The following is a 21,539-nucleotide window of genomic DNA, read 5'->3' as shown; positions in this document are numbered from 1 at the left end:
CCCGCCGCACTCCGCTTCCGCCGTGGCCCGGCACCCCGCGCAGGGGCACCGGGCCACAGTGCTGCCGCCTGCCGGGTCTCACCCGGCTGTGCGGCGCAGCAGCAGGCACACGAAGCCGAAGCTCTCCCGGTACCCGCGCAGCCACTCCTCCCGGTGTTCAGCCGCCGCGCGCAGGGCTTCCGCGCTGTCCGGATGGCCGGGGTGGTCCAGTGCCCAACGGGAAAGGGAACCGGTCCAGTTCCACTCGTAGTCGTCCAGCTCGTGCCGGGTCGAGACGTGCGCGTACACCGGGGTCCAGCCCTCCGCGGCGACCTGCTCGACCGTTCCCGCGAGGTCCTCGTACGACCCCAGAATCTCCCGTGCCCGCCGGCTCGGCTCCCGCTCCCAGTACGCGTCTCCGACCAGTACCGTGCCGCCGGGTGCCAGCAGCCGCCGCGCGCCCTCCAGGGCCGGCAGCAGCCCGCCGAACGCGTGCGCGGCCCCTACACTCAGTACGACGTCGCCGGGCCGCTCGGCGGAGAACGCCGCGGCCTCCTCCTGGTGCAGCGCCAGCCGCCCGGCGACCCCCGCCTCCTCGGCGCCGCGCCGGGCCTGTTGCAGCGCCTCCGCGGAGAGGTCGATCCCCTCGGCGGTGACATCGGGATGCGCCCGCAGGGCGCGCAGCAACCACGCTCCTTCGCCGCAGCCGAGGTCGAGTACGTGTTCGTCGCCGCGGACGATCGCCCGGGAGAGCAGCCGGTCCACGGAGGAGTCGTCGAGCGGCGCCGCGACGGGGTGGTCGGCGTGCGCGAGCAGGGAGCGTATCTGTCGGTCCATGCCGGAACTCTGGCTGAGCGGACGCCTTCTCAGCTCTCCTTTTCCGGGGCCGGTCCCTGGCCGAACCCGTCCGTCTCCAGTTCGAAGTCGAACGGCGGGGGCATCGTGGCCTTCTCACCGAAACGGTAGGTCTTGCGTTCCGCGTATCCCAGCGCGGTCGGAGTCGAGAAGACGGAGAGGGTGTCCTCCTGCATGTCGAGCAGGAGGTACACGGGGATCCCGGCCTTGGCGTAGACCGGCAGTTTGTCGGTCCAGTCGACTCGGCGCGTCGAGTCCGAGGTCAATTCGGCGACGAGCGTGAGGGACTCGCCGTCGATGCATCGCTCTTCGGTGTCGAATGCCTGCTCGGCGGCCACGAAGACGTCCGGACCGTAGGCCCGTTCCTGCCCGGGGAGGGCGAAGAGGTAGGGGGAGCTGTCCACGACGAGTCCGGGCGGCAGATGCGGCTCGATCTGCGTCCGCAGTGAACGCATGACGCGCAGGTAGTACCCCTTCGACCACGGCGACATGACGATGTTTCCCCCGATGATCTCCGCCCGGTATCCCTCGGGCACCTCCATGGTCAAGAGTGTCCGGAACAGCGCCTGGTAGCGCAGTGGTCCCTCAGGGGTCTCTATGGGCGTCATGGGTGTCGTCCTGGCGGTCGGTCGTGCCGGCGTCTCCGTCATGATGCGCTCCTCAGGTGCTGTGAGCCAGTTGCCACGCACCGTAGCCGGGCGCACCGACAATGTGAGCGGACCTCTCGACGGATCCCTCGAAGGGGTGGGTTTCAGCTCGCTGCCGCGCGCAGTACCGCGTCGAGCAGGCCCGGGAAGCGGGCCTCCAGGTCGGCGCGGCGCAGGCAGCTGATCTTCGCGGTGCCGCGGTAGCACTGCTTGATCACGCCCGCCTCGCGCAGTACCCGGAAGTGGTGGGTCGCGGTCGAGGCGGAGACCGGCAGTTCGACCTGGGAGCAGGCGGCGCCGTCCCCGTCGCCTTCGCCGTGGGCGCCCAGCGCGGTGGCGATGCGCAGCCTGATCGGGTCGGACAGCGCGTGCAGCACCGTCTCCAGGTGGATCTCCTCCGGTGCGGGGTGCGGGAGTTCGCGTACGGCGGTCGTGGTCGGCACGGGTCCATACTACGGCAACCGTCGAAATTTGACAGGTCTCGTAGTACGGCGAGTATCGTACTAAGGTCGTTGTGCCGGCAACGGCTCCCACCCCGATTGGAGAGCGCCGTGAGCGCACTGTTCGAGCCCTTCGACCTGCGGTCGGTGACCGTGCCCAACCGCGTCTGGATGGCACCGATGTGCCAGTACTCGGCCGCGCCGGACGGCCCCGACCAGGGCGCCCCCACCGACTGGCACCTCGCGCACCTGGGTGCGCGCGCCGCCGGGGGAGTCGGACTGGCGCTGGTCGAGGCCACGGCCGTCACCCCCGAGGGCCGGATCAGCCCCTACGACCTGGGCCTGTGGAACGACCGCCAGCAGGAGGCGTTCACCCGCCTCACCCGGTTCCTCTCCGAGCAGGGCACCGTCCCCGGCATCCAGCTCGCGCACGCGGGCCGCAAGGCGTCCACCGAGCGCACCTGGGTCGACCGCGGCGCACCCCTGGCACCCGGCGTCAACCACGGCTGGCAGCCGCTGGGCCCCAGCCCGGTGCCCTTCACCGACGGGCACACCACCCCCGACGAACTCTCCCGGGAGCGGATAGCCGAGCTGGTGCGGCAGTTCGCGGACAGCGCCCGCCGCGCCCACGCGGCCGGATTCCGCGTCGTGGAGGTGCACGGCGCGCACGGCTACCTGATCAACGAGTTCCTCTCGCCCTACACCAACCACCGCACCGACGAGTACGGCGGCTCCTTCGAGGGCCGGACCCGCTTCGCGCTGGAGGTCGTCGAAGCCGTCCGCGCGGTGTGGCCCGAGGAACTGCCGCTGTTCTTCCGGATCTCCGCGACCGACTGGCTGAGCGAGAACCCCGAGGACGACCGCGAGGGCTGGACCGGCGACGACACGGTCCGCCTCGCCAAGGAGCTGCACGCCCGCGGCGTCGACCTGCTCGACACCTCCACGGGCGGGAACGCGCCCGACGCCCGCATCCAGGCCCTCCCCGGCTTCCAGGTGCCGTTCGCCGAGCGGGTCCGCAAGGAGACCGACCTGCCCGTCGCCGCCGTCGGCCTGATCACCGAGCCCCGGCAGGCGGAGCAGATCCTCGCCTCCGGCCAGGCCGACGCGGTCCTCCTCGGCCGCGAGCTGCTGCGCCGCCCGTACTGGGCGAACGAGGCCGCGGTCGAACTGGACGCCGAGCCGCGCCGCCCGGTCCAGTACCACCGGGCGTAGCCGGGCCCGTCGGGTCAACCGGGCGCGTCCGCGCCGGCGCGCAGTGGAGCCGGCCCGGGCAGTCGGGCCCGGGCCGAGTCGGGCGGTTCGGTTCCGAACCGCCCGGGCGCGCGCCCGCGGCCCGGTTCTATTCGGTCGACGCGGAGCCGGTCCGCCGGATATCACGGGACCACACCGCGCCCGCTGCGGTGCCGTACCTGTGGAGGAGGTGGCCGGGTGACCGCGCGTGCGGATTGGGCCGTGCTGGAGGTTCCGCAGTGGCAGGGATCGGGGTCGGTCTCGGCACGCCGCCTGGTGCAGGGGGCGCGCGCGACGGCGGACATGTTCCCCGCCGCGCGACGGACGCGTGTGCCAGTGGACGTCCGGGCCGCGGCGACGGGCCCGGTGGACGGAGTCCGTGCCCTCGACGAGCTGGCCGCGAACCTGAGCGCCGTGCGTTTCGCGCTGGAGCAACTGCCCGACCGGACCGTCGTGACAACCGGCGGCGACTGCGGGGTGGAACTCGCACCCGTCGAACGCGCTCACCGCCGGTACGGCGACAAGCTGGCGCTCGTATGGTTCGACGCACACGGCGACCTCCACACTCCTGACACCTCGCCCTCCGGCGCGTTCCACGGCATGGTGCTGCGCACGCTGCTCGGCGACGGTCCCGCCGAACTGGGCACCGGCGTGCCGCTCGCGCCCGGGCAGGTCGTACTGGCCGGGGTGCGCTCCCTCGACCCCGCCGAGCGCCGGTACGTCGACCGGCACGCGGTCCACCACCTCCCTCCGGCCGAGTTGGCCGACCCGTCCGCTCTGGTCTGGGCAGTCGCGCGGACGGGTGCGGAAGCGGTGTATGTCCACCTCGATCTCGATGTACTCGATCCGGGCCACTTCTCCTCCGTCGGGGTACCCGAGCCGGACGGCCTCTCCCCCCACCGACTCGCTTCCGCGGTACGGGCCCTGGCCCGGAACTTCACCCTCGCCGGTCTCGGCGTCACCGAACACCAGCCGCCCGGCGAGGGCCGGACGGCCGACGCGGCGGTCCTCGACCAGCTCGCCCGCACCCTGACCGACACGTTCGCCGGAAGCCCTCCCGAGGAGGTACGGCGCATCGAGCGGCACGCGCTGGCGGCCTGGCCCGCCCCCGTCGCCCGGACCGCCGGCGGCTGGCTGCTGCGCCACACCCCGGGCGTGCGGCGGCTGCGTTCCGACAACACCGCCCTGCCGCTGTCGCCACCGGCGACGGAACCGGCCGCTGATCCGGCGGCGGCCCTGTCCACGGTCGAGGACTTCTACGCCGGGCGCGGCCTGCCCGCCGCCGTCCAGATCGGACCGGGGACCGAACACCTGGCTCTGGACGCGTCCCTGGCCGCCCGCGGCTACCGACTGCGCAGCCGGGTGCACGTACTGACCGCCTCCGCCCGGACGGTCGCCGACGGCCCGGCCCCCCTCGCGGGCCGGCGGACCCGGTTGAGCATCGCGCCCACCGCGGAGTGGCTGCGGGCCTTCGTCGAACTGGACGCTCAGCAGGACAGCCGACAGGTCGCCGACCAGGTCATCGCCGGTATCGCCGCCCCCCTGGCCTGCGTCGCGGTCTTCCCGGACGACGCCGGGAGCGATCCCGGAACCCCGGCGGGCATCGGACTGTTCGTCGGCGGTGACGACGACTGGGCCGGCGTCTACTGTGTGATCACCCACCCGGCACACCGTCGGCGCAAGGTCGCCGCGACCGTCCTGCGCGCGGGGGCCGCGTGGGCCGCCTCCGAGGGCGTGCGCGGCCTCTATCTCCAGGTGGGGCGGGCCAACACGCCCGCCCAGGCCCTCTACACCGGCCTGGGCTTCCGCTACGCCTACAGCTACCACTACCGGCTGCGGGAGGAGTCTCCCGGCGACCCCGCGCCCCGACGCTGACCCCGGAGCCCGGTCCTGCTCCCGCCCGGACGGAGACGGACGGACGGGAGCGCGTCCGCCCCGCTCCGGCCGTACATCCATGGCTACCACCGACAGTTTCCACCGACCCCGACGGGCCCACCGGTCCGGTCAGGAGTGAGCGATGCCCCTCGTCGAAGTGACCTGTGCGCCGGGCGTGCCCGAGCACACGCTCCGCGAACTGGGCGCGGTGCTGCCGCACCTGGTCTCCGTGGCCGTCGAGTGCCCCGAGGAGCCCTACGACGGCGACCTGCAACCCGGCGACGTGGAGCTCCGCTTCCGGCAACTCGGCCCCCTCGACCGCTGCGGCCTGGACATCGTGATCGAGGTGCGCTCCAAGTGGTTCGAGAGCCGGGCCGCCGACCGCCAGGAGCGCGTCGACCGGCTCCACGAGAGCATCGCCGAGGCGACCGGCCTCGACGATTTCGGCGTCTACCTGGCGCTCCCGGTCGCCGCCTGGTCCCAGGGGGAGTGAGACACCCGCGGGGGCGCGGCTCAGTCCAACTGGTGCACGAACGAGACCAGGAACAGGGCGGCAGCCGCGCAGCTCAGCAGCACCGTCGGCAGTACCCACGCGGGTCGGTGCTCGCCGCGCAGCGGGGCCGTCATCCGCCGGTGCAGCGCGGCCAGGCCGTACAGCAGCCCGACCGCGGCGCCGCAGATCGGTACGCTCACCCCGAAGTGCGCCAACCAGGCCCCGGTCCTGCTCGGGCCGCCCCAGGAGTCGTCGTAGGGGCCGCTGTCCACGAAGCCGTAGAACAGCCCGCGCGCGATGCCGAGGGCGAGTGTCCCGGCCAGGATCAGCGCCAGGACGCCGAGCAGCACGGTCAGTAGCGCTTGTGTCAGTACTCGTGGACTGCTCGTTCCGGGGTCCGCGCGCAGCGCCCTGCGTGCGGACCCGCTCCGTCCGCCGAGTCCGGCGAGCAGGGCGAACAGCCCGAGCGGGAAGAGGGCGACGGCCCCTCCCAGCCGCCGCCCGAACCGCCGCGAGGCGGAGGGTGCGGAGGCGGAGGGCGCTGTGGTGGTCCGGGAAACGTTCATGAGCGGAAAGCTATGGCGCCGGATACGCCGCGCGGGAGCTACTGCGGAGCCACATCTGTACGGGTGCCCCCTACCGCGGTAGGGGGCAGGCGCGGCGCTCGTGCTGGGCTCAGCCGGCTTCCTGGCCGTTTCCCAGCGCTGTGACGAACGCCTGCCAGGCTTCGGCCCCGAAGTACGCCGTCCCCCGTGCGGGGTCCTTGCTGTCGCGGACCGCGCGCCCGCCGGCCGCTGTGTGGGCGACCTCCACGCACTCGTGGTTCGGGTCGGAACCCGAGTAGCTCGACTTGAAGAAGGGGGTGACCGGCTCGTCGCTCACGTTCACTGACTCTCCTCGGCTATGGCGGCCAGCGTGTCCGCGATGAATCCCTGGCTGTCGGCCGGATTCAGCGCTACCGAGCGTAGCTGGTCGAAGGAGTGTGCGTAGGCTGCGATTTCGGTCTCGTCTTCCGTGATGGCCACGTTGCGGTGTGTCTCCTGTCCCACGGCGGAAGGCGACCACTCGCCGTCGAAGGAGAGCATGACGAAGGTGGGCGCGGACCGCGCGGCGGCCCACTCGGTGGTCGGCAGCACCTGGAAGGTGACGTTCGGGCGAGCTGCGGTTTCCAGGAGGTTTGCGAGTTGGTTCCTGTGCACCTCGGGGGAGGGCATGGGGTCGGAGAGGGCGGGCTCCCAGACCACGGCGCTGTAGCGCGCCCCGGACTCTTCGAACCTGCGGCGACGCTCCTGCCGCATCTTGACTGCCTGCTCCACGACGTCGGGTTCCGTCACGGAGGGATTGCTTTCTACCAACGTCCGGGTGTAGTCGGCCGTTTGCAAGAGTCCCGGGACCAGCACCGTCTGCCAGGTGCGGACGAACGTCGCGTCGTGCTCCAGGGCGATGTAGTCGCTCAGCTCCGGCGAGACGCGGTAGTCGAGCCACCACCCTCGTTTGTTGGCATCCCGCGCCAACTGCTCGTAGTGGCGGAACGTCTCCGGGTCCTGGATTCCGTAGAGCTCCAGCAGTAACCGGACGTCGCCGGGGCGCGCCGCTACTTGGCCCGACTCGATGCGGCTGACTTTCGCTTTCGAGCCCGCGATGTACTCGGCTGCCTGCTGCTGGTCGAGCCGCGCCACCTCGCGGAGGCGACGGAGAGCCGACCCGAGACGACGGCTGCGCATCGTGGGGCGTCCACCTGCGGGCATCTTCTTCCTCTCTGCACGTGCGGCTCGCACGGCAACGCACGGTACACGGGCACGAGTTACCTCGGCAGCCCAGTGCAAATTCTCGATATGAGGAGTTTCATCTATCTGTGTGAGCCGCATAGCGTGAGCCACCTCACCCAGCGCACCCGCGTGTGCACCAAGGGTGAATGAATCGACCTGCTCAGCCGCCCTCGGGAGGCCCCATGTCCGGGCGTACGAACATCGCAAGGTTCCGTCTCAGCAAGGCATCCGTACCGAGGGCGCGGGAGCATGTGCGGCTGGTGCTCAGAGAGTGGAAACTCGGCCACCTCTGCGACGAAGCGGCACTCGTCGTCAGCGAGTTGACGACCAACGCGGTCACCCATGCCGCGCAGGGGATCGGCGACCAGGTGGAGCTCGTGCTCCGCCGCAGGGACGGGGTCCTCGTTCTGGAGGTCTCCGACTCCTACCGGTGGGAGATGCCCGAACTCCGCAAACCGGCACCAGAGGAGACCTCCGGGCGCGGATTACTCCTGGTCGACGCCCTGTCCCAGGCATGGGGCGTACGCCCTCGCACGGGCGCGGGCAAAACGGTGTGGGTGCACCTCGCGGTGCGCCACGGGGAGAGGAATAGCGCCGGGTCGGGCAACGCCCACCCTGGCGGCGGCGACGCGTCGGCGTGGTGGGTGCCGTCGGACATGGGCAGGAAGCGTTGATGCGGCGCTAGCCGCGATGCAGGATCTCATCGTCCGCGTGCGGGCCGAACTCGTCGACGCGTACCTCCGCGATGTGCTCGTACCGGCTGACGCGGTCGGTCCACTCCGCCTCGACGCCGAACGCCACCTGCGCGAAGCCCACCTGTCGGACGGCCTCGGCCAGGCCCGGGTCGCCGGGTGCCAGCAGCCGCACCGGCGTGTCGAGTGCCACGGTGTGGGGTGGCACGAAGTACTCGTCCGGCACATCGGCGCGCGCATGGACGAGCGCGCCGACGGCGACCACCGCGCCTGCCCCCACATGTGCACGTTGCAGGACCGTCGCCGAGGTCGCCATATAGACGCATCTGCCGACCTGGCAGCCCAGCAGGGTGGCGTGCGGCCCCACGAAGACGTGGTCGGCGACGAGCACCGGCTGATCGTCGGCGACCGCGGACCCGCGCAGCACCGCGTTCTCGCAGATCACCGCCGCCTCCCCGACCTCGATCCGGGCCCCCTCCGCATCGAGCACCGCGCCGTACATCACCCTTGCCCTCGGCCCCACGCGCACATCTCCGACAAGTGTGGCCGTCGGGGCGACGTAGGCGGTGGGATGGACCTGCGGCTCATATCCGCGGTGCCGGATGCGGATTCCCTGCGTCTCAGCGCTCATGCGCGGATGCTCGCCCGGCCGACCCCGAGCGTGCTGGCGGATTTCGGACGTCGCGTTCGCCCGGATGTGCCCTCCGCGATCCGTGGCGCTGGAGGGAGGACGCCGACCGATACGGCACCAGGCCCTGTCCGGCGGATCGAGGGCGAAGCCGGACGAGTCTGCGCAGGTCACCCGTCGATATTCCGGCTGCGCCGGATGGGCGGCTGTGACAGGCTCCGGGTATGCCTGTCGTCGCAGTGTCCCCCGAGGTGTCCATCGCGTACGAGAGCTTCGGCGACCCGGGCGACCCTCCGGTCCTGCTGGTGATGGGTTTCGGCGCACAGTTGCTCGGCTGGCACGAGGACTTCTGCCGAGCGCTGGCCGACCGCGGCCGATACGTGATCCGGTACGACAATCGAGACTGCGGGCTGTCCACGAAGTTCGACGATCACCCCGTGGACGTGGGCGAGTTCCTGGCAGCCGTCAGCTCGGGCGACATGCCCGCCGCCCTCGCCATGGTTCCCTACCGGCTGGTCGACATGGCCGACGACGGTCTCGGCTTGCTCACCGAGCTCGGTATCGAACGTGCCCACGTGGTCGGCGCGTCGATGGGAGGGATGATCGCCCAGATGATGGCCCACTCCCGTCCGGAGCGGGTGCTGACCTTGACGTCGATGATGTCCTCGACCGGCGAGAGTGCGTACGGCCGGCCCAGCCCGCAGGCCCGGGCGGTGGTCTCCGGTCCCAAGCCCGCGGACCGCGAGGGATATGTCGCGGCGGCGGAGAAGGAACTGGTGTGGGCCTCCAAGCGATACGGCAACGGCGCCGTGTTGCGTGAGCTGGCCGCCGCAAGCTACGACCGCGCCTACTACCCCGCGGGGCTCGGACGACAGCTCGGCGCGATGGTCCTCAGCGGTTCACGCGCGGACGTCCTGCGCGAACTGCGGGTGCCGACGCTGGTGATCCACGGCCTGGACGACACGCTGATCGATCCCAGTGGCGGCGAGCGCACTGCGGAGCTGGTGCCCGGTGCCGAACTCCGGCTGGTCCCCGACATGGGTCACGACCGCCCGCGAGAACTCTGGCCCCAGCTCCTCGATGCCGTGGCGGCCCACACCGGTTGAGGTGCGAATGCGGTCCATGCCGGAAACCAACTGCGGGGCCGTCGCTCCTCATCGGCCAGGACGGCTGCGAGGACGCCCACCGGCCGCCCCGCTTCCCGGACTCCGACAGATGCGGCTCCCACCGGGCCCGTTCCTCGCTCGTGAGGTCACATGACCCGCGGGACAGGGCCTAACCGTTCTGCGACAGTGTGCGGACCGTCGCCACCGCTTCGCGGACATCCGGATGCGGGTCGTCGGCGAGCCCGTCCAGCAGCTCGGCCACTCCCGGGGTCGACCATCGGGAGACGGCCCACGCCAATTCCTCCCGCACGCCGGGATCGGGGTGGTCGGCGAGGCGGGTGAGCTGTGCGAGCGGGCCACGGCGGAACTTGCCGAACCAGTGCAGGGCCTCCCGGAGCGCGGCGGGATCTCCGGGGGTGCCGGCCGCGGCGATCCGTGCGAGCAGCACCCTGGCGGGCGGTGGCGGACCGTCCAGCGGATGCGGCAACCGCTCGCGCAGCCGCCGGGATCCGTACTCGCCGCGTACCCGGCAGCCGTCGCAGGTGCAGGGCCGCACACCGTGCGCCTCGGGCCAGTAGCGCCAGCCCACCGTCTGGGGTGCGGTGCGGATCCGGTGCACCTCGCGCGGCCGGATCGCCCCAGGGACGAACACCTCCCAGCCGCGCGGATCCTCCAGTGCCGCGATGCGCCGCACCGCCTCGGAGGCGGGAACGGCGGCCTGCTCGCGTGCGTAGCGGCCCACCCGCACCTGCTGGTTGTCGTCCAGCCGCAGGTGGACAGCCACCAGACCTCCCCGGCTGCCGGTACGGGCCAGTTCGCGCAGCCATTGGTGGGTGAGGGTGTAGGAGGGCAGCACCGGAAAGCAGTACACCCCGCGTGCACCGTCCTGCCCACGGGAGGCGGCGCGGATGCCGGACCGCCGGATGCGCGGTGCGGTCGCCGCCGATGTCAGGTGCACGAACATGGCCATGACCAGCATGCTAGGCCGCCGATTCCACCGCGCCCCTCAGCCCACCGCGCGGGGCATCCGCACTCCCATCACGACCAGGGCCAGCAGTCCGCATGCCTGGAGGGCCAGGACGGCTGCCAGGGCTTCGCGCATGCCGTACTGCGGCGTCAGAGCGAGGAAGAGGGAGCCCAGTGTGGCGACGCCGAGGGCGAGGCCGGACTGCTGGGCGGTGGCGGCCAGGCCGCTGCCCGCGCCGGCTCGGGCGGCGGGAACGCCGGAGAGTAGGACGCGGTAGTACGTGGGCAACTGGAGTCCCTGGCCCAGTCCGCACAGCAGCAGGGCGGGCGCCAGCGCCACCGGCGGCAGTGCGGGCCACTGCGTGAACAGTGCCAGCAGCAGGGCACCCAGGCCCGTGCCCTGGGCGACGGCGCTCAGCACCAGCACCCGTCCCGCGCCGAACCGTTCGGTCAACCGGGGGGCCCGCACGGAGGCGGTGAACTGCGCCAGGCCCATCGGCACCAGGGTGAGCCCCGCCTTGAGCGCGCCGTACCGCAGCCCCTGTTGCAGCAGCAGTGCGCTCTCGAACATGAAGCTGCTGAAGCCGAGGAAGACGGGTGCGCCGATGAGCAGTCCGCGCCGGACGCCGGGCTCCCGCAGCAGGGAGGGCGGCAGCAGCGGGCTGCGGCCCGCGCGCTCCTCGCGGCGTTCTACGGCGTAGAAGGAACATGCCAGCACGGCCGCCGCCCCCAGCAGGGCGATGGACCACCAGGGCCAGCCCGCCGCGCGCCCTTCCGTCAGGGGCAGCAGCAGGGCGACCAGCCCGCAGGCCAGCAGCACTGTTCCGGCGGTGTCTCCGCGTGCGGGCGACTCCGAGCGGCTCTCGGGCACCGTGCGGGCGCCGATGGCGAGTATGACCAGCACCACCGGGACGTTGATCAGGAAGATGGCCCGCCAGCCGGTGCCGCCCAGGTCGGCGGCGACCAGCACACCGCCCAGCACCTGCCCGGTGACGACGGAGATCCCGCCGACCGAGCCGAACAGGCCGATGGCCCGGGACCGCGCCCGCCCCTCGCTCGTGGCCTGGATGGTGGCGAGCACCTGCGGGAACATCATCGCCGAGGCAGCTCCCTGTGCCGCCCTGGCGGCGGTCAGCCACCACACGCCGGGGGCGAATCCGCAGGCCAGCGAGGTGACTCCGAACGCGGCGACGCCCCACAGGAAGAGCCGCCGCCGTCCGCGGGCGTCGCCCAGCCGGCCGCCCAGGACGAGCAGCGAGGCATAGACGACGGCGTATCCGGCGACGACCATCTCCAGCGCTGCCGAGGCGCCGAGGTCGCTCTCGATGCTCGGGAAGGCGACGTTGACGACGAAGAAATCGATCATGGGGAGGGCCGCGCCCAGCAGCAGCGTGACCAGACCGGAAGGGTGCAGCGCTGCCGGGGTCTGCGGTGCCGGCGGTCCGGGGGCCCGGTACGGACCGTGCTTCCGCTCGGAGGGGTTCTGCTTCCGGTCGGAAGGGTTCCGCGTCCGGTCGCAGTGGTCCGGCTTCCGGTCGGGGGCCGGCCGCGCGGCGGTGGGGATGTCGTGACTCATGAGGACGAGCCTCGGCCCCCTGTCTGCCTGGTACCAGGCGGTCCTCATCCTGGTACCAGGACTACCCGGCACCAGGATGCGGCGTGCGCCATCCTGGTGCCATGAGCCTCAGCACTCGCGGAGCGGCTCGCTCCGGATCGGCAGGCCCCGCACCGGGATCGCCCGCACCGGAACCGACAGCGCCCGCACCGGCACCGGCCGCACCCGCCGACAGCGTCCGCCGCCAGGAACTCGCGGCGTTCCTGCGCAGCAGGCGCGAGCGGATCCCGCCCGAGCGGGTGGGGCTGCCCAGGGGGCCGCGCCGCCGGACACCGGGGCTGCGCCGCGAGGAGGTGGCGCATCTGTCGACCGTGGGCGTGACCTGGTACACGTGGCTGGAGCAGGGCCGTGCCATCCAGGTCTCGGCGCAGGTGCTGGACGCGCTCGCCCGGGCGCTGATGCTCGACTCCAGCGAGCGCGCTCATCTGTTCGCGCTCGGCGGGACGGCCGATCCGACGCCCGCCGCCGAGACGCCCGTGCTGCCGGAGGGCATCCGCAAGGTGCTCGACAGGCTCGAACCCTTTCCGGCCTGCGTGCAGAACGCGCGCTACGACATCGTGGCCTACAACCGGGTCTACGGCTGTCTGCTGGGCGATCTGGACGCGCATCCGCCCGAGGACCGCAACTGCATGTGGCTGGCCTTCACCGACCCGGACTGGGCCGCCGCGATGCCGGACCGGGAGGAGGCGATCCGGCTGATGGTGGCCCGCTTCCGCTCCCGGATGGCCGAGCATCTGGCGGAGCCCGCGTGGAAGGCGCTGCTGGCGCGGATGCGTACCTCCGCGGAGTTCCGCGCGCTGTGGGAGCGGCACGAGGTGGTCCGAGCCGCGGACCACACCAAGCGCTTCCGCAACCCGCGGGTCGGGATGGTCTCCTTCACCTACCACGGGCTGTGGCTCGGCCCGGCCGAGGGCGCGCGCCTGGGGACGTACGTGCCGCGCGACGAGGAGACCCAGGCGCGGGTGGAGCGGCTGCTCGGCCTGGTCACCGCCGGTCGATGAGCGGGCCGGGGGCCGACCGGCGGGACGGGTGCCCGGATGGGGGACAATGGGGAGCTGTCCGCCCCGCCGAACAACGCCGAACGAGCCGAGGAACCCCTGCCGTATGAGCCCGTCGATCCAGCCGCTGCACATCGGAGAGCACACCGTCCAGCCGCCGGTCGTGCTGGCGCCGATGGCCGGGATCACCAACGCGCCGTTCCGGACGCTGTGCCGGGAGTTCTCGGGCGGCCGGGGCCTGTTCGTCAGTGAGATGATCACCACCCGGGCGCTGGTGGAGCGCAACGAGAAGACGATGCAGCTCGTGCACTTCGACGCGAGCGAGAAGCCGCGCTCCATCCAGCTCTACGGCGTCGACCCGGTGACCGTCGGCAAGGCGGTACGCATGATCGCCGACGAGGACCTCGCCGACCACATCGACCTCAACTTCGGCTGCCCCGTTCCGAAGGTGACCCGCAAGGGCGGCGGCTCCGCACTGCCGTACAAGCGGCCGCTGCTGCGGGCCATCCTGCACGAGGCGGTGCACAACGCGGGCGGCCGGCCGGTGACGATGAAGATGCGCAAGGGCATCGACGACGACCATCTGACCTTCCTGGACGCCGGGCGGATCGCGGTGCAGGAGGGCGTCACCGCCATCGCCCTGCACGGCCGCACGGCGGCGCAGCACTACGGCGGGACCGCCGACTGGGAGGCCATCGCGCGTCTCAAGGACGCCGTCCCCGAGATCCCGGTGCTGGGGAACGGCGACATCTGGTCGGCCGACGACGCGCTGCGCATGATGCGCCGGACCGGCTGCGACGGCGTCGTGGTCGGCCGCGGCTGCCTGGGGCGGCCCTGGCTGTTCGCCGACCTGGTGGCCGCACTCGGCGGCGAGGACACCGGGGTCCGCGCCCGGCCGACGCTGGGCGAGGTCGCCGACGTCATGGTGCGGCACGCCGGGCTGCTGGGGGAGTGGCTGGGGGACGAGGCGCGGGGCGTCATCGACTTCCGCAAGCACGTCGCCTGGTACACCAAGGGCTTCTCGGTCGGCTCCGAGATGCGCAAGCAGCTCGCCGTCGCGGCCTCGTCGGCCGAGTTGCGCTCCCTGCTGGACGGGCTCGATCTGTCCCAGGAGTGGCCGGAGGGTGCCGACGGTCCGCGCGGGCGGACCCACTCGCGCAACAAGGTCGTCCTGCCGGACGGCTGGCTGGACGATCCGTACGCGTGCGACACCGGCCTCGGTGCGGATGCCGAGCTGGCCACCTCCGGCGGCTGACCACCCGGCACGGGGGCTGCTCTCGGCGGGCGTTCAGCGTTCGGGGCGCCCGCCCCGGTGCCGCGCCGCCGCGGCCGCGGCGGCCTCCAGCCGGGCCGCGTAGCCCTCCAGTTGCCGGGCTGCGAAGACGTCCGCCGACCAGTCCTCCGCGGCGACCTCGCCTGGCGCCGCCCAGACGTACGTCCAGATCCGGCCGGGCCCGGAGAGGCTGCCCGCCGTCCTGCCGTTCTCCGTCCCGCCGCGTTCAGGGGCAGGACTCTGTTCCGCGGCAGGCGCTCGCTCCGAGCCAGGGCCGCGTTCCGCGGCGAGCCGGCGCAGCTCGTACGCGTCGTCCTCGAAGTCGTCCAGCGCGCGCCACTCGGTCCCGCTCAGTCCGGTCAGCAGCAGTCCGGCGGCCGTGTGCCCGGCGGAGGGGACGAGTCCGGGGTAGGGGCGGCCCGCGAGTGCCGCGGTGCGCCAGCCGGGCGCGGTGGCCGGAGTGCCGGGCGGGACGCGGCCGAGCAGGGCGGTCAGGATGCGGTCGAAGCGCAGCGTGCCGTAGACGAACAGGGCGTCCGCCGCGGTGTCGACGGGGGCGAGGCGGGCGTGCCGGGCGGCCGGATTCTCAGCGGTGTTCGGATCGGTCACCACGGCAAGATACTGCGGGCCGCAGCACGTCCGGATGGTGAGACGTTCACCCGTTCAGCCGCGTGATTCGCGCCACCTTGATCAGGGGTGCGCTCAGATGAGCGCTCAGATGTGAGCTGTACATCTCCAAGGAGCAGATCGCGGTTTTACCGACCCTTGGTTCCCGCGTTGTAGGCGGGCACTACTCTGCGTTGATGAAGCCGCTGGTTCTTTCGGCTCAACGTAGTCACCATTTCGAATCTTGAATGGTATGACCAATTAGCTGATCCGACCATCCACTTTCGATCTCTCGGCACACGGGTGGTTACAGCCGTGTGACGTGCTGTTGGACGTACTCGTAAGCCTTCGATCTGGGTACGCTCCCCGCCGTCAGGGCAGCCGACCACGAGGAGCCGAGTCCGGTGCCGGTTCAGACGAAGAACACAGAGTCCGCGAACGCAGAGTCCGCAGTAGGCGCGTCGCAGCAGCAGTCGCAGCAGCGGAAGTTCGTCTATGACTTCAGTGAGGGCAACAAGGACCTCAAGGACCTCCTCGGCGGGAAGGGAGCCAACCTCGCCGAGATGACCAACCTCGGTCTGCCCGTCCCTCCGGGCTTCACCATCACCACCGAAGCCTGCAAGGCGTACCTGGACTCCGGAGAGGCGCCCGCGGCCCTCCGGGACGAGGTGAGCCGGCACCTGGCGGCGCTCGAGGAGCGCATGGCCAAGAAGCTCGGCCAGGCCGACGACCCGCTGCTGGTCTCCGTGCGCTCGGGCGCCAAGTTCTCCATGCCCGGGATGATGGACACCGTCCTCAACATCGGGCTCTCCGACGAGTCCGTGCACGGGCTCGCGGCCCAGTCCGGCGACGAGCGCTTCGCCTGGGACTCCTACCGCCGTCTCATCCAGATGTTCGGCGACACGGTGCTCGGCATCGACGGCGAGCGCTTCTCCGAGACCCTGGACGAGGTCAAGAGCGCACGCGCCGCTGTGACCGACGTGGACCTGACCGCGGACGACCTCAAGGAACTGGTCCAGAAGTTCAAGGCCATCGTCTCCGAGGAGACCGGCCGCGACTTCCCCCAGGACCCGCGCGAGCAGATGGACCTGGCCGTCCGCGCGGTCTTCGACTCGTGGAACGGCAACCGCGCCCGCCTCTACCGCCGCCAGGAGCGCATCCCGCACGACCTGGGAACGGCCGTCAACATCTGCTCGATGGTCTTCGGCAACCTCGGCCCCGACTCCGGCACCGGCGTCGCCTTCACCCGCGACCCGGCCAGCGGCCAGCAGGGTGTCTACGGCGACTACCTGCAGAACGCCCAGGGCGAGGACGTCGTCGCCGGCATCCGCAACACCGTGCCGCTCGCCGACCTCGAACAGCTCGACAAGGCGTCGTACGACCAGCTGATGCAGATCATGGAGACCCTGGAGAACCACTACCGGGATCTGTGCGACATCGAGTTCACCATCGAGCGCGGCAAGCTGTGGATGCTGCAGACCCGCGTCGGCAAGCGCACCGCCGCGGCCGCCTTCCGGATCGCCACCCAGCTCGTCGACCAGGGCCTGATCGACGAGGCCGAGGCGCTGCAACGGGTCAACGGGACCCAGCTCGCGCAGCTGATGTTCCCCCGCTTCGACAGCAACGGCGGACTCAAGGGCGCCGACCAGATCGGCTGGGGCATCGCCGCGTCGCCGGGCGCGGCCGTCGGCAAGGCGGTCTTCGACTCCTACACCGCCATCAAGTGGTCCCGCTCGGGCGAGAAGGTCATCCTCATCCGCCGCGAGACCAACCCCGACGACCTGGACGGGATGCTCGCCGCCGAGGGCATCCTCACCTCGCGGGGCGGCAAGACCTCGCACGCGGCCGTGGTCGCCCGCGGGATGGGCAAGACCTGCGTGTGCGGCGCGGAGGAGCTGGAGGTCGACACCAAGCGGCGCTGCCTCAAGAGCCAGGACGGGCGGATCGTCGAGGAGGGTGACGTCGTCTCCATCGACGGCTCCACCGGCAAGGTCTACGCCGGTGAGGTGCCGGTCGTGCCCTCGCCGGTCGTGGAGTACTTCGAGGGCCGCACGCACGCGGGAGCCGACGAGGCCGACGAACTGGTCCAGGCCGTCCACCGGATCATGGCGTACGCCGACCGGGTACGCCGGCTGCGGGTACGGGCCAACGCCGACAACGCCGAGGACGCCGCGCGCGCCCGCCGGTTCGGCGCCCAGGGGATCGGCCTGTGCCGCACCGAGCACATGTTCCTCGGGGAGCGGCGCGAGCTGGTGGAGCGGCTCATCCTCGCCGACACCGAGGAAGAGCGCGAGCGGGCGCTGGGCGCCCTGCTCCCGCTCCAGCAGGGCGACTTCGTCGAGCTGTTCGAGTCGATGGACGGCCTGCCGGTGACGGTGCGGCTGCTGGACCCGCCGCTGCACGAGTTCCTGCCCGACATCACCGAACTGTCGGTTCGCGTCGCGCTCGCCGAGTCCCGCAAGGACGCCAACGAGAACGACCTGCGGCTGCTGCAGGCCGTGCACCGGCTGCACGAGCAGAACCCCATGCTGGGCCTGCGCGGCGTCCGCCTCGGCCTGGTCATCCCCGGGCTGTTCACCATGCAGATCCGCGCCATCGCCGAAGCGGCCGCCGCGCGGAAGGCCGGCGGCGGCGACCCGCGGGCGGAGATCATGATTCCGCTGGTGGGCACCGTGCAGGAGCTGGAACTCGTCCGCGAGGAGGCCGAGCAGGTCATCACAGAGGTCGAGCAGCGGCACAACGTGGAGCTCGGGCTCACCCTCGGCACCATGATCGAGCTGCCGCGTGCCGCGCTCACCGCCGACCAGCTCGCCGAGTGCGCCGACTTCTTCTCCTTCGGCACCAACGACCTGACCCAGACGGTGTGGGCGTTCAGCCGCGACGACGTCGAGGCCAGCTTCTTCACGGCCTACCTGGAGAAGGGCATCTTCGGCGTCTCCCCGTTCGAGACCATCGACAAGGACGGCGTGGGCTCCCTGGTCCGCAGCGCCGCCGAGGCGGGCCGGGCCACCCGGCCCGACCTCAAGCTCGGTGTCTGCGGCGAGCACGGCGGCGACCCCGAGTCGGTGCACTTCTTCCACGAGGTGGGCCTCGACTACGTCTCCTGCTCCCCGTTCCGGATCCCGGTGGCCCGCCTGGAAGCGGGCCGGGCGGCCGCGGCCCAGCAGCACGCGACCGCGTAACCCGAGCCCTCCCACTCCCGGGCTCCCCGTCCGCACCGACCCTCACCGCGGACGGGGAACCCGGCCCAGGAGGCGGCACCCGTGCGGGGGTGCCGCCTCCTTCTTCTTCGCCTTCGCACCCCGTGCCTTCGTGGGCCGGGGGCGGAGCCCGACATCGGGTGGGGACACCGCTGTTCGGCGGGTGCCGGACCCGGCGCCCGGCCGCGCGCGACGGCGCTTACAGTAAGGCCGACAAGTGCGCGTCAGCGCGCGTCAGGGCACCAGATCACGGGGGAACACCCATGTCCGCACCACCGCCGTACCAGTACCAGTACCAGCAGCCCCAGGGTCCTCCCCCGCAGTACCAGCACTACCAGCAGCCCCAGGGTCCCCCGCCGCCCGGCGGCCCGCAGCGCCGCCCGCAGGCGAGCCCGCTGCGCGGTCTGATCGCCGCCGTACTCGTCCTGGCGGTGTTCGGCGGGGTCGGCTGGTACGTGTACGACTACAACACCGATCCCAACGGCGGGAAGGCCAAAGCGGAGGCATCGGAGTCCGCGCGGATCGAGGAGCAGAAGACGCACGACCCGCAGCAGGGCGACTGCGTCAAGATCGAGGGCACCGACGAGGACCCGCTGCCCACCATCGTCGACTGCGGTTCCCCGGAGGCCGAGTACAAGACGGGGCAGCGGCTCTTCGGGCCGGACAAGGAATGCCCGGCCCAGTACGACTACGGCATCCAGTACTCCAGCAACCGCGGCGGCGACCACACCATGTGCTTCACCAAGGTCTGATCCGCGACGCCGAACGGGCCGCCCCGCCGCACCTCACACCCTGTGGTAGCGGCGCTCGGGGCGGCCCGTGGTGCCGTACCGCAAAGTGACCCGCGCGGCGCCGGTCGCCACGAAGTGCTCCAGGTAGCGGCGGGCGCTCACCCGGGACAGGCCGCTGTGCTCGGCACACTCCGAGGCCGACACACCTGTCGCCCGCGGACTCGCCCGGAGGGCCGCGCGGACCAGGGCCGCGGTCTGCTCGGTCAGCCCCTTGGGCAGCGGTCGTGCCCGAACGGCCACGCCGGTACCGTCGGGTACCTGCCCGGTCACCCGCGCCGCGGCGCCGCCCGGGGGCGCCGCGGTCGCACCGCCGCCGGAGAGGCCGAAGACCCGGTCCAGCTCCTCCTGGCCGGGGGCCGTCAGCGACTCCAGGTCCCGCCGCTCCCGCGCGTACCGCTCCAGCCGCTCGCTCAGCAACCGCCCTTCGAACGGCTTGACGACGTACTGCACGGCCCCGCCGTGCCGTGCGGCCCGTACGCTCTCCGCATCCCGCGCCGCCGTGATCACCAGCACGTCCGGGCCGCCGCCCGGCGCGCCGTCGCCGCGCAACTGCTGCAACACCTCCAGCCCGCTGATGTCGGGCAGATACAGGTCCAGCAGCACCAGGTCCGGTGCGGTCTCGCGCACCGCGGTGAGAGCCTCCGCACCGCTGTGCGCCACCGCGGCGACCTCGAACCCGGGCACCCGGGAGACCAGGGTGCTGTGCAGCCGGGCCACCATGAAGTCGTCGTCGACCACGACCGCCCGGATCACGAGGGAACCCCGTAGGCGACCCCCGTCAACTGCTCGGAGGCCGCCCACAGCCGCTCGGCCGCCACGTCGCTGAGAGTCCATGGCGCCCGCCAGGACGGCGCCGGAGCGCCGCGCCAGCCCAGCAGCCTCGGCCCGGTGAAGGAATCCGGTGCCACCCCGGGAGCGGTCGCCGCGTACAGCGTCGGCAGGGCGCCCGCGTCGGCGGACTGCCCCAGGACGCGGGTGCCCAGCGCCACCACCCGCTCGGCGGCCCTCCGGCCCTCCATACGGGCTCCCGCGGTCTGCAGGTTGGTGGCCGCGTAGCCGGGGTGCGCGGCCGCGGCGACCAACGGGGTGTCGGCCAGCAGCCGGGCCAGTTCGTGGGTGAAGAGCAGATTGGCGGTCTTGGACCGGCCGTAGGCGATCCAGCGCCGGTAGGAGTGCTCGCTGTTGAGGTCCGCGATGTCGATGTTGGCCAGCACGTGCAGCCCGCTGGACAGCGTCACGACGCGGGGGGCCGGGGCCGTCAGCAGCCGCTCCAGCAGCAGCCCGGTGAGGGCGAAGTGGCCCAGGTGGTTGACGCCGAACTGCCGCTCGAAGCCGTCCGCCGTCCGACCGTAGGGCAGCGCCATCACTCCCGCGTTGTTGACCAGGAGATCCACCCGCTCGTCCGGCAGCTCCTTGGCGAAAGCGCGCACCGACGCCAGGTCGCCCAGATCGAGCCGGCGCAGCTCGATGCGCGGTCCGGCCTCGGGCAGCTCCTGCACGAGCGCGTCCCGGGCCCGGTCGCCGCGCTCCTCGTCCCGGCAGGCGAGCACCACCCGCGCCCCGCGCCGTGCCAGCTCCCGGGCCGTCACGAAGCCGAGTCCGCTGTTGGCGCCGGTCACGACCGCCGTACGGCCGCTCTGGTCCGGAATGTTCCGCGCTGTCCAGCCCATCGCCCGCCCTGCTCCTCGCTCGCTCAGCGACTCTCTCCTGTGGAGGCTAGCGGCAGGCCCCCGGGCGGTCGAGGTCAGCCGCGCCACGACCGGTGCCCCACCGCGTGCGCGCCGCGGCAGCACCCCGACCGGCGGCCGGGACGAGCCACAGCCGCCGCGGCTCTAGGCTGCCCCCATGAACGCGAACTCTCCCGCAGCCGAGCCGTCCTCCGCGAGGCCGCGTGTGCTGCTCCTGCACGGCCCCAACCTCAATCTGCTCGGTGAACGCGACCGGGCGACCTACGGCAGCACCACCCTGCGGGACGTCGAGGAGCGGGTCACGGTGCTCGGGGCCGAGCTGGGCGCCGAGGTGCGCTGCGCGCAGAGCAACAGCGAGGGCGCGCTGATCGACCTGATCCACGCCACCCGGGGCGGCGACAGCGGCATCGTCTTCAACCCCGGTGCCTACGCGCACTACAGCTACGCACTGCGGGACGCCCTGGAGGTGGTGGCCTCGCTCGGCATCCCCTGCGTCGAGGTGCACATCTCCAACGTGCACGCCCGGGAACCCTTCCGGCACACCTCGGTCACCGCGCCGGTGTGCCAGGGCATGGTCTCCGGACACGGCGTCTTCGGCTACGAGCTGGCGCTGCGCTCCGTACTGCACCGCATCGCGGAGTGGGGCGCCGCGGACCGCCTCTGAGCGCTGCCCGCGGGCCGCCGGGTC

At 72.1% G+C, this 21,539-nt stretch carries 22 protein-coding genes; 10 read left to right on the top strand and 12 right to left on the bottom strand.

All coding sequences use genetic code 11. From position 1 onward, the window contains the following. Positions 1-78 precede the first annotated feature (78 nt). From P2424_RS09265 to P2424_RS09255, 3 genes are all read right to left on the bottom strand, one after another. Complete coding sequence (locus P2424_RS09265; protein WP_276475303.1) at positions 79-816, bottom strand: class I SAM-dependent methyltransferase; 738 nt, start codon at positions 814-816, stop codon at positions 79-81. A 29-nt stretch (positions 817-845) separates the two neighbouring features. After that, complete coding sequence (locus tag P2424_RS09260) at positions 846-1,484, bottom strand: Uma2 family endonuclease (RefSeq protein WP_276475302.1); 639 nt, start codon at positions 1,482-1,484, stop codon at positions 846-848. Positions 1,485-1,585: 101 nt separating this feature from the next. Further along, a complete protein-coding gene (locus P2424_RS09255; protein ID WP_276475301.1) occupies positions 1,586-1,924 on the bottom strand; it encodes a helix-turn-helix domain-containing protein in 339 nt (112 codons plus the stop codon). A 108-nt stretch (positions 1,925-2,032) separates the two neighbouring features. Between P2424_RS09255 and P2424_RS09250 the strand changes: the two genes are divergently transcribed. From P2424_RS09250 to P2424_RS09235, 3 genes are all read left to right on the top strand, one after another. Then, the gene (locus P2424_RS09250; protein ID WP_276475300.1) at positions 2,033-3,133 is read left to right on the top strand and encodes an NADH:flavin oxidoreductase/NADH oxidase; all 1,101 of its coding nucleotides are present in this window, start codon (positions 2,033-2,035) and stop codon (positions 3,131-3,133) included. A gap of 216 nt (positions 3,134-3,349) precedes the next feature. After that, complete coding sequence (locus P2424_RS30965) at positions 3,350-5,026, top strand: GNAT family N-acetyltransferase (RefSeq protein ID WP_346660073.1); 1,677 nt, start codon at positions 3,350-3,352, stop codon at positions 5,024-5,026. A 142-nt stretch (positions 5,027-5,168) separates the two neighbouring features. Next, the gene (locus tag P2424_RS09235) at positions 5,169-5,519 is read left to right on the top strand and encodes a hypothetical protein (protein ID WP_276475299.1); all 351 of its coding nucleotides are present in this window, start codon (positions 5,169-5,171) and stop codon (positions 5,517-5,519) included. A 20-nt stretch (positions 5,520-5,539) separates the two neighbouring features. Here the strand turns inward: P2424_RS09235 and P2424_RS09230 are convergent, their stop codons facing one another. From P2424_RS09230 to P2424_RS09220, 3 genes are all read right to left on the bottom strand, one after another. Further along, positions 5,540-6,085, bottom strand: coding sequence for a hypothetical protein (locus P2424_RS09230; protein ID WP_276475298.1), 546 nt, complete (start codon positions 6,083-6,085; stop codon positions 5,540-5,542). Between the two features lie 109 nt (positions 6,086-6,194). Further along, positions 6,195-6,407, bottom strand: a complete 213-nt coding sequence (locus P2424_RS09225; RefSeq protein ID WP_276475297.1) for a DUF397 domain-containing protein — start codon at positions 6,405-6,407, stop codon at positions 6,195-6,197. Beyond that, positions 6,404-7,243: a helix-turn-helix transcriptional regulator gene (locus P2424_RS09220; protein WP_276475296.1), complete on the bottom strand. Its 840-nt coding sequence runs from the start codon at positions 7,241-7,243 to the stop codon at positions 6,404-6,406. The genes P2424_RS09225 and P2424_RS09220 overlap by 4 nt, the downstream gene beginning before the upstream one ends. A 227-nt stretch (positions 7,244-7,470) precedes the next feature. Here P2424_RS09220 and P2424_RS09215 point away from each other — a divergent pair, with 227 nt between their 5' ends. Then, positions 7,471-7,962, top strand: coding sequence for an ATP-binding protein (locus P2424_RS09215; protein ID WP_276475295.1), 492 nt, complete (start codon positions 7,471-7,473; stop codon positions 7,960-7,962). A 7-nt stretch (positions 7,963-7,969) separates the two neighbouring features. On the opposite strand, the gene P2424_RS09210 is transcribed toward P2424_RS09215, so the two are convergent. Then, entirely contained in the window at positions 7,970-8,611 is a 642-nt protein-coding gene (locus P2424_RS09210) for an acyltransferase (protein WP_276475294.1), read from the bottom strand. A gap of 221 nt (positions 8,612-8,832) precedes the next feature. Here P2424_RS09210 and P2424_RS09205 point away from each other — a divergent pair, with 221 nt between their 5' ends. Next, entirely contained in the window at positions 8,833-9,714 is an 882-nt protein-coding gene (locus tag P2424_RS09205; RefSeq protein WP_276475293.1) for an alpha/beta hydrolase, read from the top strand. A 169-nt stretch (positions 9,715-9,883) separates the two neighbouring features. Here the strand turns inward: P2424_RS09205 and P2424_RS09200 are convergent, their stop codons facing one another. After that, positions 9,884-10,684: a HEAT repeat domain-containing protein gene (locus P2424_RS09200; RefSeq protein ID WP_276475292.1), complete on the bottom strand. Its 801-nt coding sequence runs from the start codon at positions 10,682-10,684 to the stop codon at positions 9,884-9,886. A gap of 36 nt (positions 10,685-10,720) precedes the next feature. Further along, positions 10,721-12,256 carry an MFS transporter gene (locus tag P2424_RS09195; RefSeq protein WP_276475291.1) on the bottom strand — a complete coding sequence of 512 codons (1,536 nt, stop codon included), beginning with the start codon at positions 12,254-12,256 and terminating at the stop codon, positions 10,721-10,723. 101 nt (positions 12,257-12,357) lie between these two features. Here P2424_RS09195 and P2424_RS09190 point away from each other — a divergent pair, with 101 nt between their 5' ends. Then, positions 12,358-13,296 carry a helix-turn-helix transcriptional regulator gene (locus P2424_RS09190; protein WP_276475290.1) on the top strand — a complete coding sequence of 313 codons (939 nt, stop codon included), beginning with the start codon at positions 12,358-12,360 and terminating at the stop codon, positions 13,294-13,296. Positions 13,297-13,399: 103 nt separating this feature from the next. Continuing rightward, entirely contained in the window at positions 13,400-14,548 is a 1,149-nt protein-coding gene (gene dusB / locus P2424_RS09185) for a tRNA dihydrouridine synthase DusB (RefSeq protein ID WP_276475289.1), read from the top strand. A 33-nt stretch (positions 14,549-14,581) separates the two neighbouring features. Here dusB and P2424_RS09180 read toward each other — a convergent pair whose 3' ends face one another. Then, positions 14,582-15,175 (bottom strand): gamma-glutamylcyclotransferase family protein, encoded by a 594-nt coding sequence (locus P2424_RS09180; protein ID WP_276475288.1) that lies wholly within the window; start codon positions 15,173-15,175, stop codon positions 14,582-14,584. A 401-nt stretch (positions 15,176-15,576) separates the two neighbouring features. On the opposite strand from P2424_RS09180, the gene ppdK reads away from it, so the two are divergent. Together ppdK and P2424_RS09170 are read left to right on the top strand one after the other, a co-directional pair. Continuing rightward, entirely contained in the window at positions 15,577-18,354 is a 2,778-nt protein-coding gene (gene ppdK / locus P2424_RS09175; RefSeq protein ID WP_276475287.1) for a pyruvate, phosphate dikinase, read from the top strand. A gap of 281 nt (positions 18,355-18,635) precedes the next feature. Continuing rightward, a complete protein-coding gene (locus tag P2424_RS09170; RefSeq protein ID WP_276475286.1) occupies positions 18,636-19,124 on the top strand; it encodes a hypothetical protein in 489 nt (162 codons plus the stop codon). 33 nt (positions 19,125-19,157) lie between these two features. Here the strand turns inward: P2424_RS09170 and P2424_RS09165 are convergent, their stop codons facing one another. Both P2424_RS09165 and P2424_RS09160 read right to left on the bottom strand, forming a co-directional pair. Beyond that, positions 19,158-19,916, bottom strand: a complete 759-nt coding sequence (locus P2424_RS09165) for a response regulator (protein ID WP_276475285.1) — start codon at positions 19,914-19,916, stop codon at positions 19,158-19,160. Next, positions 19,913-20,833, bottom strand: a complete 921-nt coding sequence (locus P2424_RS09160) for an oxidoreductase (RefSeq protein ID WP_276475284.1) — start codon at positions 20,831-20,833, stop codon at positions 19,913-19,915. The genes P2424_RS09165 and P2424_RS09160 overlap by 4 nt, the downstream gene beginning before the upstream one ends. Positions 20,834-21,008: 175 nt before the next feature. On the opposite strand from P2424_RS09160, the gene aroQ reads away from it, so the two are divergent. Then, positions 21,009-21,515 carry a type II 3-dehydroquinate dehydratase gene (aroQ, locus tag P2424_RS09155; protein WP_276475283.1) on the top strand — a complete coding sequence of 169 codons (507 nt, stop codon included), beginning with the start codon at positions 21,009-21,011 and terminating at the stop codon, positions 21,513-21,515. Positions 21,516-21,539: the final 24 nt, after the last annotated feature.

This window comes from Streptomyces sp. WMMB303 (genome assembly GCF_029351045.1).
GTDB lineage: Bacteria > Actinomycetota > Actinomycetes > Streptomycetales > Streptomycetaceae > Streptomyces.
This window is presented reverse-complemented; position numbering and strand designations above follow the sequence as displayed.

Bases quoted from the DNA above. Each gene is read 5' to 3' on its own strand.
- P2424_RS09260 (WP_276475302.1), bottom strand. From the start codon at position 1,484: ATGACGGAGACGCCGGCACGACCGACCGCCAGGACGACACCCATGACG.
- P2424_RS09235 (WP_276475299.1), top strand. From the start codon at position 5,169: ATGCCCCTCGTCGAAGTGACCTGTGCGCCGGGCGTGCCCGAGCACACG.
- P2424_RS09160 (WP_276475284.1), bottom strand. From the start codon at position 20,833: ATGGGCTGGACAGCGCGGAACATTCCGGACCAGAGCGGCCGTACGGCG.
- P2424_RS09205 (WP_276475293.1), top strand. From the start codon at position 8,833: ATGCCTGTCGTCGCAGTGTCCCCCGAGGTGTCCATCGCGTACGAGAGC.
- P2424_RS09195 (WP_276475291.1), bottom strand. From the start codon at position 12,256: ATGAGTCACGACATCCCCACCGCCGCGCGGCCGGCCCCCGACCGGAAG.
- P2424_RS09200 (WP_276475292.1), bottom strand. From the start codon at position 10,684: ATGGCCATGTTCGTGCACCTGACATCGGCGGCGACCGCACCGCGCATC.
- P2424_RS09265 (WP_276475303.1), bottom strand. From the start codon at position 816: ATGGACCGACAGATACGCTCCCTGCTCGCGCACGCCGACCACCCCGTC.
- dusB (WP_276475289.1), top strand. From the start codon at position 13,400: ATGAGCCCGTCGATCCAGCCGCTGCACATCGGAGAGCACACCGTCCAG.
- P2424_RS09220 (WP_276475296.1), bottom strand. From the start codon at position 7,243: ATGCGCAGCCGTCGTCTCGGGTCGGCTCTCCGTCGCCTCCGCGAGGTG.
- P2424_RS09210 (WP_276475294.1), bottom strand. From the start codon at position 8,611: ATGAGCGCTGAGACGCAGGGAATCCGCATCCGGCACCGCGGATATGAG.
- P2424_RS09170 (WP_276475286.1), top strand. From the start codon at position 18,636: ATGTCCGCACCACCGCCGTACCAGTACCAGTACCAGCAGCCCCAGGGT.
- P2424_RS09190 (WP_276475290.1), top strand. From the start codon at position 12,358: ATGAGCCTCAGCACTCGCGGAGCGGCTCGCTCCGGATCGGCAGGCCCC.
- aroQ (WP_276475283.1), top strand. From the start codon at position 21,009: ATGAACGCGAACTCTCCCGCAGCCGAGCCGTCCTCCGCGAGGCCGCGT.
- P2424_RS09230 (WP_276475298.1), bottom strand. From the start codon at position 6,085: ATGAACGTTTCCCGGACCACCACAGCGCCCTCCGCCTCCGCACCCTCC.
- P2424_RS09215 (WP_276475295.1), top strand. From the start codon at position 7,471: ATGTCCGGGCGTACGAACATCGCAAGGTTCCGTCTCAGCAAGGCATCC.